Genomic DNA, 14,332 nt, shown 5'->3' on the forward strand with positions numbered 1-14,332 from the left:
ATCCAAATCTTTATTAATATCAAAACTCATATTATTTACTCCAAATATTTATAATCATATAAAAAAATACAACCTATGCCACAATTTTATATTGCAACATAGGTTGTATTTTTTTATATTTTGAATTATTATAAAAATATATATAATCGCTATATATGTAAAAATTAGGTCTGGTCTGGTCTGGTCTGGTCTGGTCTGGTCTGGTCTGGTCTGGTCTGGTCTGGTCTGGTCTGGTCTTCTTATAACAAAAGTTACAAATAATATTTTAATTTTAATTTTTTCATAATTAGATTCAAAATAAAAAATATTAAATAATACAAATTTCAATAGCATTATCAATATTATTTGAATTTTTTGTCCTATATTAACTCCTAAAAAAAAGTCAGAAAGATTATACATAGAAAATGGTTTCACTTCAAAAAAATTGTATACAGAATAACAAAAACTTTTTCCTATCCATAATGTATCACAACATTTGTACCTTATTTTTTTGTCTTTTATAAGTTGAAATGTATTAACATAATTCGAAAATAAATTAAAACATGCTTGTCTATAATGAATTTCAGAATTTAATCCTTTTTGGAAATCAAATTTTATATTTTGATATAAAATTTGATTTTTTGGTATATATATTTTTTTATTATAATTTACTATATGTATAGCAATAACTAAATGTGGAAATCCATTTTGTATATTTATTACAGCATTTGTCATAACCTCATTTGTTATATTTTCAGTTTTATAAATACCAGCTGAAACAAATGCTAAAGTATTTAATATTAAATGATAATCTTTATCTGATTTTATATCTATTTTTCTCTCCGTCAAAATCACATCATAATCATTTTCCATACCATACAATATTTCATCCCAATGTTTCCAATTTATGTTATCATCATCACATAATATCCATAAATATTTTTTAATAGCAATTTCCATTGCTCTTGCAATATTTCCATTTCCACCTATATTTCTATTATGCACTATATAATTAATTTTATATTTTTTATCGATATATTTTTTTATTAAAATATCTGTACCATCATCTGAACAATTATCTAGTATAGTTATTGGAACATATTTAATTGGAGAATCATTATCAAAAATGCAATTTAACATTTTTTTTAATTTATCAACTCTATTATATGTTATCAAAATAATATCTAAATCTTTATTTATATCAAACTTCATAATTTAATTCCTTTTAATATTTATTTTTATTCCGAAAAAAAATAATTGAATAAATTTTTCATCAATTTCTATACCAAATAAAATAAATTTAAATGGTATTGAAAAACTTAATGAACCAAAAACTTTAGATTTTATTCGTGGATATTTTTTTATAATCTCTTTTTTTTTAATAATTGAAAAAGATTTTCTTTTGCCGATTACATTACAGAGCTGTGCTGTATGCCAAACTATTATTTCTGCAAATATATTATCTATTTTTATATCTATTTCTTTTTTGTAATTAGGGTAAAACTGTTTGGCTTTAGATTTTAATTCAACTATTAATTCTGCCATATAATCTATATTTGATATAGTATCTACATTTATACTATCCCTTTCAAAATTATGTGTTACATAACATCCTATAATCTCATTGGATAAGAAATATACATCTCCATATAAAAATAAATATAACCATAACCAAGTATCCCCAGAAGGTAATGCCCTTTGAAATACTTGAGTTTTATCTGCAGCAGATTTTCTAAACATAGCAAAAAAAGAAGTTATATTATCATATCCTTTATGATTGGCATAGTTTAGAAGATAATCTATACCTTTTATATATTCTTTTGAATTATAAATATCTATAAAAATATTATTATTAGTCTCATTGAAGCATTTAACAATCCCTCTAACAATAACAATATTTTCATTTTCTTCCATTACTTTAACAGCATTTTCAAAAAATGTATTACTTAAAAAATAATCATCATCACATAAAATAATAGCATATTTCCCTTTTAAATGATTATATGCCTCTGAACCATTGTACATAGGTCCCATATTTTTTTCTCTTATGGAATATATTATTCTTTTATCTTTATTTGAATATTCATACATTAATTCAATTGTATTATCAGTTGAAGCATTATCTGATACATATATTTCTATATTTTGATATGTTTGCTGCAAGACACTATCTAAAGCTCTTTTTAACATTTCTTTTCTATTGTATGTAGGTATTAAAACAGAAACTAATGGAGTATTATTCATATTTTTCTCCATTCATTATATTCCATTCTATTGTTCTTCTTATGGAATAATCTAAATTATAATTTTCTTTAACATTAAGTTCTTTTTTTATCTTTGTATTATCAGGTATATATCTTTCAGGTGGAATAGTGTAATCAGGTTTAGTTAATATTTTAATATTTCCTGTATAATCGTTTATAGAATTAGAAACTAATTTAGCCAAATCATATATTGAAATCTCTATATCAGAACCTACATTATATATAGTTTTAGTATTTGCATTTATTAAAATACTTAATAGCCAATATACTAAATCAGCCATATACATATAACTTCTATAAGCTCTACCATCTCCTTTTATTATTATATCTTCATTATTTATCACATTTCTAATAAAATTTCCTATAGCATAATGTATATCTAATTCTATATATGGTCCAACAAAAGAAAAACATCTTGATATTACAACATCTATATTACTATCTAAAAACTTATCTTCTGCATATTTTTTACCTTTGCCATAAGCAGTAGTAGGATTACATATAGTATATTCTGATATTTTGTCTATATCATAATTTTCTTTACCATAAACAGATGCGGAACTTATAAATAATACTCTACCTATATCAAATAATTTTGATAAATAAATTACATTATTAGCACCTCCTGTAATTAAATTATACATTTCTTTGGGATTAACTTCTTCTAAATTATCATTAGCAGCATGTATAAGGAAATCATAGTGAGCATTCTTTGATAATTCAAATGTTCTAATATCTCCTTCTATATAACATAGATTATAATATTTAAATTTCGGGTATTTTAATATAAACTTAGTAAATGATCTTGTTAAGATTGTTATATTTATATTATAATTTAATTCTGTATTCATATAATAAAATATTTCTAAAATCCATTTACCAAAAAAACCTGTTGCTCCAGTAATTAATATAGATTTATTCTTCAATTTATTTACATTATGTATGTATTTATATACAAATTTCACATCTTCCCTAATAGTATCAATCATCTAATATTCCTAAGTATTTATATGAAATAATTTTTTTAATTCCATATTCAAATGTGTAGTTTTCTTTAAAGTCATATATACTATTTAATTTTGAAACATCAGCATATATAGAAATTGTACTCCCTTTAGCTTCCTTAAAAGTTCCAAATAATAAATTACTTTTACTATTTAAAAGTTTATATATAATATAAATATATTCTTTTAAAATTAAAGATTCTTTAGATGCTATATTAACAATATCAAATTTTAAATCCATATTATTAATACTTACGCAACATTTATTAATAGCTTCTACGACATCATCAATATACATAAAATTCCAATAATGTTGGCATAAACCTAATTCCATATCTATATTATCATGCAAATTAGATATCAAAGTATTTATTAATGACCAAGGATGATCATATATTCCATAAGCACTAAATATTCTAGAATGTATAACTTTTATATTATTTTTTGATGAAAAGTATTTTGCCATATTTGCAAATTTTAATTTAGCTTTACCATATTCAGTTATAGGATTACATATAGTTTCTTCATTAACTGTTCCATTTATATTACCATACTCCTGCCTACTACCAGCATTAACAAAAACATTACAACCTATATCATTTGCAAATTCTAGACTTTTTAATGATAACTCTATATTATCATTTTGTATTTTTTCATTATCAATTCCATTCCTATTTACACCATTCCATGCAAAATTAAAAAATAAATCTGCCTTACCAATTTTATTTTTTAATTTTTCTATTTTAAATAAATTTTCTTCTATATACTTGAAATTAGAAAAAGAGGAATACCTATTTAACAAATCTTTTTTATTAGAATCTGGTCTTACTATGGCTATTACATTATATCCTTTTTTAATAAAATAATTTGCCATATGATTACCAATAAACCCTGTAGCTCCTGTAATAATTATGTCTTTTATATCATTCATTTTATTTATTACCTTATCAGTATCAATTCATCAAACAATATTGTTGCAATTGATACTTTATCATTCATATTAGTTTTTATAACATTTTCTATTTCTTTAGAGTAACCAGGAGCTATAATAATAACAGCATCAATATTTAATTTAAAAGCCTCATCTGGCGAAATAATTTTTATATTTGAACCTATTGAAAATTTACCTTGTTTAAAAGGTGCTGAATCTATAATATATTTAATTTTATCACTTAAATTATAGCAAGATGCAATTGTTAAACCTTGATGGCTTGCTCCCCATATTACAACATTTTTATAAGAATTTATGTAAGAATTTATTTCATTATATAGTTTATTAAATAGATTATTAAATTTTAAACCTGATAAAGGCTTTCTTTTTTGAACAATCACACTATGTGTATCATTATTTAGTAGTTCATATTCTAACACTTTAAATCCATTTTTCTGCAAAAATAAGAACAAAGAATCTTTAGTAAAATAAATCAAATGATCCCTAATTAATTCGTAAAATGCCCCATTATTGAATATATAATCACAACTAGGAACTGTTAATAATCCAACACCATTTTGAGTTAAATTATTATATATAGCTCTAATCATAGAATTAGGATCTGGCTGATGCTCTAGAAAATTAAATTGAATAAATGCATCAAAAGGACCATCATCAATGATAGATTTTTCATCATCTAAAAACATATTTTTTACTTCTAATCCAGACATTCTAGCAGTATTTGCATTATCTATATTATTTTCTATGCCATAACATTTAACATTAAATTTAGATAAAATATTTAAAAATTCGCCTTTACCACATCCTATTTCTAATATTTTTTTATTATCTAAATTAAATTTATTTATGAATTCATTAAACTGTTTTTCCCTTATATCTGACATAGTTTTTGTATAACCACCAGCTCTTATAACATCTTTATAATAATCTACAGCTGCACAATCAAATTGTATAGTACCACACCATTTACATTGAACTAAATTAAGCGTAATAGAATGATTATCTTCCTTATTATCCAAATTATCCAAAAACCCCTGTGCTGATTCTGGCATATTATTTAGCGAAATAATGGGAATATCAAAAAAATCGCCTCCACAAATTATACATTTTTTCATTATAGCTCCTAATATTAATTATTATAAAAAATTAAAATTTATAAATATTTTCGCTTAATTCTTCTTTAGGAAGTAGGGGAGTCATATCTTCCAATGAACGGCTTACCATTTTACCATTAGGAAGTTTCTCAGATGAAATTTTTGGTAAAAATAAATAATCTTTTTCTAAGATTACATTGCAAAATACGGGACCATTTATATTTAAAATTTCATCTAATATATTATTAATATTTTCTTTTTTATCTATACAATAATATTTCAAATTAAATGCCTTAGCAATAAATTCCCAGTTAGGAAAAGATACACCAGAATTAAAATCACAACCTGTTCTTCTTTTAAAGAAATTATCCTGTGTTTGTCTAATGGAAGCATACTCATTATTATTATATAAAAATAGCTTAATATTTAAGTTGTAATAAGAAATAGTTTGAAGTTCTTGAATATTCATCATTAAACTTCCATCACCTTCTAAACAAATAACATTTTTATGTTTAGATGCAACTGCTGCACCAATAGATGCAGGCAAGCCAAATCCCATAGCAGCACATCCTGAATTACAAAACATTCTGTTATTTTCCTTTACTATACCTACTTGAAATAAAGCTAAACTAGGTGTAGCATTTGTACAAGTTACTATATCATCATTTGATAATTTATTTGTTAATTCATAAGTAAAATAATAAGGATTTACATCATTAGAAACTGTATATTCATCTAAAAGTTTTGAATATTTATTTTTTATATTTAAAGTCCACTCTCTCCATTTGGTGTGTTTATTTACTTCAATATTTTCTAATGAATCATTTAAAGTATTAATAAATAAATGCACATCATTATTAATTTTTAATGTATAATTTATAGTAGGCTTATTAAGTTCAGCATTATCTATATCAACAGCTATAATATGTTTAGCATTTTTAGCAAAATTTTCATAATTATAGCTAATTTGTCTTATATTATTTCTTGAAGCCAAAGACAATACAACATCAGCATTTTGTAAAATTATATTTCCATACCTATTACCAATAGTACCTATACGACCAACATAATTTTTATTATCTGTAGGAATTATATCAAATCCATTAAAAGTTGATAATACAGGAATATCTAATTTATCTATTAACTTATAAAATTCCTTTATAGAATTAGAAAGTCTTATACCATGACCCGCTATAATAACAGGAGATTTTGCATTCTGCAATATATTTATAACTTCATCAATTTGTTCTTTTATAATTGGAGTATTTATGCTTTCTGTTTCATATTTTTCTAAATTATTTTCATCAATATCTGAAGCCTGAACATCTAAAGGAATGTCCAACCAAACAGGACCTTTTCTTCCAGATTTTGCTATATGTATTGCTTTCTGTATTTCATATTTAATTCTTAATGGATCTTTAACCATCGAAGCATATTTAGTAACGGGTTTAACTATATCTATTATATTTATTTCTTGATCACCAAGCTGTCTTAAATTAAGTTCTCTACAAGACTCTATTGTAGTTTCAAATTTAACCTGACCTGAAATATATAATACAGGAACAGAATCTAAATATTCTCCAATAAGACCAGTTAATGTATTTGTTCCTCCAGGTCCAGTGGTAACATTAACAACAGATAAATTTCCGTTGATTCTACTGTAACCATCAGCAGCTATTGCACAAGCCTGTTCATGGTGACAGCATATAACATTAATATTTTTATTATTTCCAACTGAATCATTAAGATACATAGCTCCTCCTCCAGAAACCATAAACACATCTTTTACATTGTATTCTTCATTTAGAAATTTAAATATAAAATCAGAAACCTTCATAAAAAATCCTATAGAACAGCTGCTGTACTTTTATTGTATTTAATCAAATTTTGTATAAGCATAGTTTTTAATCTAGTCTGTTCATATCCAGGATTATAATTATATTTTCTTAAGAAATGTTCAGTAGATAAATTACCATCATGCCATTTTCCACCAAGTCCCATCATAGTAATATCAGTATATTTGCATCCATAATGCAAAGCTACTTCTAAAAGCATCTCAGCTGTACCATTTTTATCATGGAAATGCATACCTGCTTCAATACCTTCTTCACGGCATGCCTCTAATGTATTTCTAACATATTCAGGTGTAAATATACTTTCTGTATCAGCAAAATATATGACTGGTATTTCATGCTGCTTAGCAAATTTGGCAAATTCTCTATTTTTATCTATCGTATTATGACCAGAACTCGTAAAATTAATAAATACTTCGTAACCTAAATTTTTAATTTCATTTACATGCTTTTCCAAAACTGAAAAATCTGTTTCACTAGATCTTGTAAGTATTCTAACTGCGTCTATAACTGTTTCTTTTTTTGGAAGCAAATCACTTAAAGGTCTTTGTATATCACGCATAGCAGAAAGTTTAACAGTATTTTTTGTAATTGAAAAAATATTTTTTATTTCTTCATTATCTAAACTACAATAACGGAAATGTCCTCTGTTAGGATCCGCTTCTTTGTTATGAAAAAAACCTAGTTCTAAATAATCAATACCTGCAGATTGTGCAAATTTATAATAATCTCTGCAAAAGTCTTCATCAAAAAACCAACCTGTTTGATAACCAGCTTCCCTAAATGTACAATCAAATACAGTTATATTACCTATCATAAATATCTCCTTTATATTACAATTCTATGAATAACTTGATTTTATCAGCAACATAATCTATCATTTTTTCATTAATACCAGGATAAACACCAATCCAAAAAGTATTATTCATAATGAAATCAGAATTTGTAAGTTCTCTAACAACCCTATAATTACGACCTATCATATACGGCTGCTTAATAATATTACCTGCAAATAATAATCTAGTACCGATTTTTTTATCATTTAAATATTTTACTATATCATTTCTTGTAAATGGTGCATCTTCTTTTACACTTATGAGAAAACCAAACCAAGACGGATCACTATTATCCTGAGCTTTAGGTAAAATTAAATATTTATCAAATTTTTTTAGTTTTTCTTTTAGTTTTTTAAAATTAGATTTTCTTTTTTCTATAAATTCATTAATTTTTCTTAACTGTGCCACCCCACAAGCTGCCTGCATATCAGTAATTTTTAAATTATAACCTAAATGAGAATAAGTATATTTATGATCATAACCCTCTGGTAAATCTCCTAATTTTTGGCTAAATCTTTGATTACAAGTATTATCACATCCAGGAGCACACCAACAATCTCTTCCCCAATCTCTAATACTTTCCATTGCTTTTTTCAAAATAGGATTATTAGTAAGTACGGCACCACCTTCACCCATAGTTATATGATGTGCAGGATAAAAACTTAATGTAGCAATATCTCCGAATGTTCCAACCTTTTTATTATTATAGGTACTTCCAAAAGCATCGCAACAGTCTTCTATGAACCATAGATTATATTTATCACAAAATTCTTTTACTTTTTGTACATTAAAAGGATTTCCTAAAGTATGTGCTAGAATAATAGCTTTAGTTTTATCACTTCTAGCTTTTTCTAATTCATCAACATTTACATTATATGTTTCTAATTCAACATCTACAAACACAGGTACTAAATTATTATGAAGTATAGGGTTTACAGTTGTTGGAAAACCAGCAGCAACTGTTATAACTTCATCACCTGCTTTTAATGCCCTGTCTTTTAATAAATGACTTGTTAGTGAAGTTACTGCAATTAAATTAGCAGAAGAACCAGAATTACAGGTTAAAGCATATTTTATTCCAAAGAAATCTCTTAATCCTTTCTCAAACTCATCATTATATCTATATGTTGTGAGATGAAAATCTAAAGCACTATCCACCAATGTAGCAACATCATCCTCATCAAATACTCTTCCAGAAACAGGTACAGAACTTTTACCTTCAATAAAATCTTTGAAAGCATATTCTTTCTTTGCATACTCTCTAACCATATCTAATAATTTAGATCTATCCATATTTAACATTCAATATATTCCTTTATTTGCTTGTTTGTAATAATATTCATATCATTGCCATATAAATATTCTTTATACCATATAGCAGCCTGCTTTATTGCTTCTTCTGTACTAAATCTTTCATCCCATTTTAATTCTTTTCTTGCAAGAGATGAATCTAATCTAAGCATATTCATTTCTTTTTTATCTGTATCTTGAATATTTATTTTATAACTTCCTTTTCCAATATTATCTATAAAAGATTTAGTTATATACTCAACAGTAAATTTATTTCCTTCATCTTTAGGAGCAAAATTATAGCTATCAGAGACATCATTTTTATTAATTATATTATAAGCAAGTAATAAATATCCATAAAGCACATCCAGTACATGCTGCCAAGGTCTCACGCTATTAGGATTTCTTAATTCTACTGGAATATTTTTTTCTATAGCCCTTACTATATCGGGTATTATTCTATTATCAGCAAAATCTCCTCCACCTATAACATTACCTGCTCTTACACTAACTATATTTAAATTTTGAAAAAAAGATTTTTTATAACTTTTTATAGCTATTTCAGCACAAGCTTTAGAAGCTGAATATGGATCATGACCTCCTAAAGAATCATTTTCTCTATAACCCCAAACCCATTCTTTATTATCATAAACCTTATCTGTTGTAATCATAACTGCACATTCCAAGTTATTTAATTTCCTCATAGCCTCCATCAAATTAATAGTACCAATGACATTAGTTTCAAATGTATATAATGGATTATTATAACTATCTATTACTAACGGCTGTGCTGCTAAATGAAAAATTATATCAGGATTAATATCTAAAACTGTATTCTTTATATTATCTAAATCTCTAATATCTAATATATATGATTTTAGTTGTTTATCCAGGTCTAACAAATTATATAGAGACAAATCATTGGCTTTTAAAGATATTCCACTTAGATTAGAACCAACTTCTAACAATAATTTTGACAGCCAGCTCCCTTTAAATCCTGTATGCCCCGTAATTAAAATATTTTTATTTTTAAATATCTCAAATATTGTTTTTATTTCCAAAGTTTCCATGGAGCATTACCTTTATTCCACATTTCTTCCAGTATAGATTTATCTCTCTGAGTATCCATACACTGCCAAAAACCTTCATGTCTAAAAGCCATAAGCTCATTATTACTAGATAATTTTCTTAAAGGCGCTTGTTCAAATACTGTACTATCATCTCCTAAATAATTAAAAATATTATTATTTAATACAAAAAATCCTCCACTTATATAGACATTATCTCCTCTAGGTTTCTCTATAAAATTTGATACACTATTATCATTTTCTATTTTTAAAGCTCCAAATCTAGCAGGAGGATAAACTGCTCCAACAGTAGCTATTTTTTTATGTTTATTATGAAACTCAATTTCATCTTTTATATTAATATTTGAAACTCCATCACCATAAGTAAAACAGAAACAGGACTCATCTTTTAGATATTGGTAAGCTTTCTTTAACCTTCCACCTGTCATGGTATTTTCACCTGTATCTACAAGCTCTATAACCCAATTTTCTTCTTCAAAAGAATTTTCATCTTTTTTTAATAAACTTGAACTATTATTTTTAAAATCTATTTTCATATCATATAAGTGTCTTCTGTAATTATCAAAAAACTCCTTAATCATATAGCCTTTATATCCAAGAAGTATTACAAAATTATTAACACCAAAATACGAATAATATTTCATTATATGCCAAATAATAGGTCTTCCACCTATTTCTACTAAAGGCTTAGGTCTTATTGTTGTCTCTTCACCTAATCTTGTACCAAGACCTCCAGCTAATATAACAGCCTTCATTAATTAACCTCATACTATAAACATAATTATAATTAGTGGAATTATAATGATAAAAATTCAACTAATTATATTATTATAACTTATAAAATATAAATGTCAATAAGAAAACAATATATTTTATTATTTATAATTAAATATAATTTTATAATACTTATAATTATCTCTAATTATAAGTAATATATTTTTCTGATAATTATAATTATGTTAATTTAAGGTTTATATGTGTAGAATTAATTATTTCTTTTCAATAATTGTACCTGTATATAATATGGAAAGATATTTAAAAAGATGTATAAATAGTATTATAAATCAGACATTTTCTGAATTTGAAATAATAATAGTTGATGATTGTTCTAATGGTAATTGTAAAGAAATTGTAAATTCGTATAATGATGATAGAATAATATATATAAGACTTGAACAAAATAAAGGTACATTATCAGCAAGGAAAATTGGAAGTATAGAGGCTAAAGGTTATTATATAACATATATAGATCCAGATGATGAATTAAAGTTAAATGCATTAGAAAAGGTATTTAACACTATCAAAGATAATGATTATGATGTAATTCAATTTAGTGTAAAATCTGTATCATCAAATCCAAATAAAAAAGAAAGAATAAGAGAAGAAAAAAAAGTTTCTTGGTATCTTTCAACTAAAAGAAGTAATATAGACAACAATTATCTTCTTAATGAAGTTCTAAATGAAAAAATATCTCATAATTTATGTGCTAAATTTTTCAAATCATCTATAGTAAAAAAAGCTGTAATATATTTACCAGATTCTCATATAATATTCTCTGAGGATATGCTTCAATGTTTAATCTTTTTCTATTTTGTTAAAACATATAAAGCTATTTATGATGAATTATATATATATTATTTTGATATAAGCTATAGCAATAAAACTACAGATTATTTAACAGAAGAAAAATTTAATAAAATGTGTATGGATTCAAGAAATTCATTAGATGAATTTTATACTTTTTTGATAAAAATGAATGATAATATTTTATATAAATATGATTACCTAAAATTAGCATACAATCAATATAAATTTTTATTATATAAAACTAATAATGATAATGAATACATACATATATTAAATAAATACTTTGATAAAAATTTTTTAGAAGAATACAATAAATATAAATATCATTATAATTATTATTTAAAAACAGAAGAAAAACTAAAAGTTATAAATAATAAGCTATTGCCTTATTTCTTCTCTATAATATTAGATGGATTTTACACAAACATTAGAATATTTGGTATTAACATAAATATTAAGAATAATAAAAATTATACTACTCCTGTGGTTATAAGTTTTAGCAATATATTAAGAATTTTGTTTTCCATACAATTTTCTAATAAAAATACAAAAATAAATCTTTTAGGATTTAATTTTGTAATTGAAAAGCGGGGATGATATTGTGATAAAATCTAATCCTTTAATATCAATAATGGTACATATTTATAATGGTGAGAGTTATATAAAATATGCTATTAATAGTGCTCTTAATCAAACTTGTAAAAATGTAAAAAATAATAGTAGTTGATAATGGTTCTAAAGATAACACAGTAAATATAATTAAGGCTTTTATAAATAGAGTAATATGTATTTATAAAAATAATTATAAGGATACACATTTAGATACATTAAATTATAAAAAATATATAAGAGAAACATTTGATTAATACTACACAAAAATATTAGTAATGATTTTTCAATAGATTAGTATAATGAACATTTTTACTTTAGACGTATTAAGTTTACTAATTTAGAAATTATAAAATATATATAAGATTTGGTAAACAAATAAATATTGATAATAAAATATTTATTTTAAATAACAAAATAAAAGAATATAAATCAAATCAATATTTTTTATTATATAATGCAATAATTTAAAAGTAAAAATATTTTTAAAAGGAGAATCACAATGAAAAAAATAGCATTTTTAATACCGACTTTCCCAGGTCATTTTAACTATGCTCATGATTTATATAATTCATATATGCATTATGATTTAGATGAACAAGCTGATATATGGTTTATTTTAACTACTGAGGAAGAAAAGAAAGATTTTTTTTACCAAAATAATTGTCTTATATATGCTAATTCTGGATATAAAATAAATACCAATGCTATAGCAGTCAAAAAAAAGTTTTATGGATTATATCAATTGAAAGATAAATATGAATATATAATAGTATTAGATTCTGAAAGTCTATTAATAAAAAATATTAACTTACTTCAAATTTGTGAAAAATATTTTTCTAATAAAGTTTTATATGGAAATGAAATAATAAAATCAGACAATAATTATAAAATTTCAGGTAAAATAAAGGAACATTGTAAAAAATATTTTATAAGCCATCCCAATAATAAAAAATTAAATACTGAATTATTTTTATGGTGCAACCAACCATGGATATATAAATGCTCAACTCTGGATGATTTTTTCAATATTTTTGATTATAAAAATAATTTAGATAAAATGGTTTGGTATGATTTTGAATATTATATATATATGTATTATCTAATTTTATATCATGACTTTAAAATTAAAGATTTAGAGGCCAAAGCAACTGTTGGAATAGCTGAAAATGACTTAGCTTATAAATTTTACTTTCAATCTAAGAAGTATAAAAAAGCTAATATTATGTTATCTACAGAGTATATGTTTAAATATTTAGATAATAGTAATTTATTTGTACTTATTCATATGGATAGAACTAATAAAATATATAAATTAGAAAATAGAATATCTACATTGGAGAATAATTCCATAAAAACTATTAATAATAAAATAAATATTTTTACAATACTAGGTAATTTTATATTTTCAATAGAATATTTACAAGATAAAAAAATTACCACATTATTTGGATTTAAAATTACGGTAAAGACCAGACCAGACCAGACCAGACCAGACCAGACCAGACCAGACCAGACCAGACCAGACCAGACCAGACCTAATATATGTAGTGATTACATATGCTTTTATAATAATATGCAATACAAAAAAATACAACATATTTTGCAACATAAAATTGTAGCATAGGTTTATTTTTCCATAATAAAAAATAAGGAGCAATAAAAATGTCAAATTTAATGGAAAAAATATTCTCAATTAAGGAATATCAATACAAAAAAGATATAACATTATTTGGATTTAAAATTACAATAAATAAAGATCCACTTATTAATTTA

The 14,332-nt window shown here is 24.0% G+C and carries 14 protein-coding genes; 4 read left to right on the top strand and 10 right to left on the bottom strand.

Going from position 1 to position 14,332, the window contains the following annotated elements; genetic code table 11:
* Positions 1-54: 54 nt before the first annotated feature.
* The 10 genes from F811_RS0101880 to rfbF are packed head-to-tail and all read right to left on the bottom strand — an operon-like array spanning position 55 to position 11,115.
* Positions 55-1,191: a glycosyltransferase family 2 protein gene (locus tag F811_RS0101880; RefSeq protein ID WP_020003601.1), complete on the bottom strand. Its 1,137-nt coding sequence runs from the start codon at positions 1,189-1,191 to the stop codon at positions 55-57.
* A 3-nt stretch (positions 1,192-1,194) separates the two neighbouring features.
* Positions 1,195-2,223, bottom strand: a complete 1,029-nt coding sequence (locus F811_RS0101885) for a glycosyltransferase family 2 protein (RefSeq protein ID WP_051087712.1) — start codon at positions 2,221-2,223, stop codon at positions 1,195-1,197.
* Positions 2,216-3,232: an NAD-dependent epimerase/dehydratase family protein gene (locus tag F811_RS0101890; protein WP_020003603.1), complete on the bottom strand. Its 1,017-nt coding sequence runs from the start codon at positions 3,230-3,232 to the stop codon at positions 2,216-2,218. The genes F811_RS0101885 and F811_RS0101890 overlap by 8 nt, the downstream gene beginning before the upstream one ends.
* Entirely contained in the window at positions 3,225-4,178 is a 954-nt protein-coding gene (locus F811_RS0101895) for an NAD-dependent epimerase/dehydratase family protein (RefSeq protein WP_020003604.1), read from the bottom strand. The genes F811_RS0101890 and F811_RS0101895 overlap by 8 nt, the downstream gene beginning before the upstream one ends.
* A gap of 8 nt (positions 4,179-4,186) precedes the next feature.
* Positions 4,187-5,314 carry a class I SAM-dependent methyltransferase gene (locus tag F811_RS0101900; protein ID WP_020003605.1) on the bottom strand — a complete coding sequence of 376 codons (1,128 nt, stop codon included), beginning with the start codon at positions 5,312-5,314 and terminating at the stop codon, positions 4,187-4,189.
* Positions 5,315-5,345: 31 nt separating this feature from the next.
* Complete coding sequence (locus F811_RS0101905; RefSeq protein WP_020003606.1) at positions 5,346-7,130, bottom strand: thiamine pyrophosphate-binding protein; 1,785 nt, start codon at positions 7,128-7,130, stop codon at positions 5,346-5,348.
* An 8-nt stretch (positions 7,131-7,138) separates the two neighbouring features.
* Positions 7,139-7,963 (bottom strand): beta/alpha barrel domain-containing protein, encoded by an 825-nt coding sequence (locus F811_RS0101910; RefSeq protein ID WP_020003607.1) that lies wholly within the window; start codon positions 7,961-7,963, stop codon positions 7,139-7,141.
* A 16-nt stretch (positions 7,964-7,979) separates the two neighbouring features.
* The gene (gene rfbH / locus F811_RS0101915; protein ID WP_020003608.1) at positions 7,980-9,284 is read right to left on the bottom strand and encodes a lipopolysaccharide biosynthesis protein RfbH; all 1,305 of its coding nucleotides are present in this window, start codon (positions 9,282-9,284) and stop codon (positions 7,980-7,982) included.
* Positions 9,278-10,342: a CDP-glucose 4,6-dehydratase gene (gene rfbG, locus F811_RS0101920; RefSeq protein WP_020003609.1), complete on the bottom strand. Its 1,065-nt coding sequence runs from the start codon at positions 10,340-10,342 to the stop codon at positions 9,278-9,280. The genes rfbH and rfbG overlap by 7 nt, the downstream gene beginning before the upstream one ends.
* Positions 10,324-11,115, bottom strand: a complete 792-nt coding sequence (gene rfbF, locus F811_RS0101925; protein WP_020003610.1) for a glucose-1-phosphate cytidylyltransferase — start codon at positions 11,113-11,115, stop codon at positions 10,324-10,326. Before rfbF ends, rfbG begins: the two co-directional genes overlap by 19 nt.
* A gap of 220 nt (positions 11,116-11,335) precedes the next feature.
* On the opposite strand from rfbF, the gene F811_RS0101930 reads away from it, so the two are divergent.
* From F811_RS0101930 to F811_RS16925, 4 genes are all read left to right on the top strand, one after another.
* Positions 11,336-12,544 (top strand): glycosyltransferase family 2 protein, encoded by a 1,209-nt coding sequence (locus tag F811_RS0101930; protein WP_026364315.1) that lies wholly within the window; start codon positions 11,336-11,338, stop codon positions 12,542-12,544.
* 4 nt (positions 12,545-12,548) lie between these two features.
* A complete protein-coding gene (locus tag F811_RS17085) occupies positions 12,549-12,674 on the top strand; it encodes a hypothetical protein (RefSeq protein WP_281167072.1) in 126 nt (41 codons plus the stop codon).
* Positions 12,664-12,813, top strand: coding sequence for a hypothetical protein (locus tag F811_RS17155; RefSeq protein WP_425386782.1), 150 nt, complete (start codon positions 12,664-12,666; stop codon positions 12,811-12,813). Before F811_RS17085 ends, F811_RS17155 begins: the two co-directional genes overlap by 11 nt.
* Positions 12,814-13,058: 245 nt before the next feature.
* Positions 13,059-14,183, top strand: a complete 1,125-nt coding sequence (locus F811_RS16925) for a hypothetical protein (RefSeq protein WP_020003613.1) — start codon at positions 13,059-13,061, stop codon at positions 14,181-14,183.
* Positions 14,184-14,332: the final 149 nt, after the last annotated feature.

This window comes from Brachyspira innocens ATCC 29796, from assembly GCF_000384655.1.
Lineage (GTDB): Bacteria > Spirochaetota > Brachyspiria > Brachyspirales > Brachyspiraceae > Brachyspira > Brachyspira innocens.

Excerpts from the sequence above, each read along its gene's own strand:
- F811_RS0101905 (WP_020003606.1), bottom strand. The coding sequence starts at position 7,130 with ATGAAGGTTTCTGATTTTATATTTAAATTTCTAAATGAAGAATACAAT.
- rfbG (WP_020003609.1), bottom strand. The coding sequence starts at position 10,342 with ATGGAAACTTTGGAAATAAAAACAATATTTGAGATATTTAAAAATAAA.
- F811_RS0101895 (WP_020003604.1), bottom strand. The coding sequence starts at position 4,178 with ATGAATGATATAAAAGACATAATTATTACAGGAGCTACAGGGTTTATT.
- F811_RS16925 (WP_020003613.1), top strand. The coding sequence starts at position 13,059 with ATGAAAAAAATAGCATTTTTAATACCGACTTTCCCAGGTCATTTTAAC.
- F811_RS0101890 (WP_020003603.1), bottom strand. The coding sequence starts at position 3,232 with ATGATTGATACTATTAGGGAAGATGTGAAATTTGTATATAAATACATA.
- F811_RS0101885 (WP_051087712.1), bottom strand. The coding sequence starts at position 2,223 with ATGAATAATACTCCATTAGTTTCTGTTTTAATACCTACATACAATAGA.
- F811_RS0101910 (WP_020003607.1), bottom strand. The coding sequence starts at position 7,963 with ATGATAGGTAATATAACTGTATTTGATTGTACATTTAGGGAAGCTGGT.
- rfbF (WP_020003610.1), bottom strand. The coding sequence starts at position 11,115 with ATGAAGGCTGTTATATTAGCTGGAGGTCTTGGTACAAGATTAGGTGAA.
- F811_RS0101880 (WP_020003601.1), bottom strand. The coding sequence starts at position 1,191 with ATGAAGTTTGATATAAATAAAGATTTAGATATTATTTTGATAACATAT.
- F811_RS0101900 (WP_020003605.1), bottom strand. The coding sequence starts at position 5,314 with ATGAAAAAATGTATAATTTGTGGAGGCGATTTTTTTGATATTCCCATT.
- rfbH (WP_020003608.1), bottom strand. The coding sequence starts at position 9,284 with ATGTTAAATATGGATAGATCTAAATTATTAGATATGGTTAGAGAGTAT.
- F811_RS0101930 (WP_026364315.1), top strand. The coding sequence starts at position 11,336 with ATGTGTAGAATTAATTATTTCTTTTCAATAATTGTACCTGTATATAAT.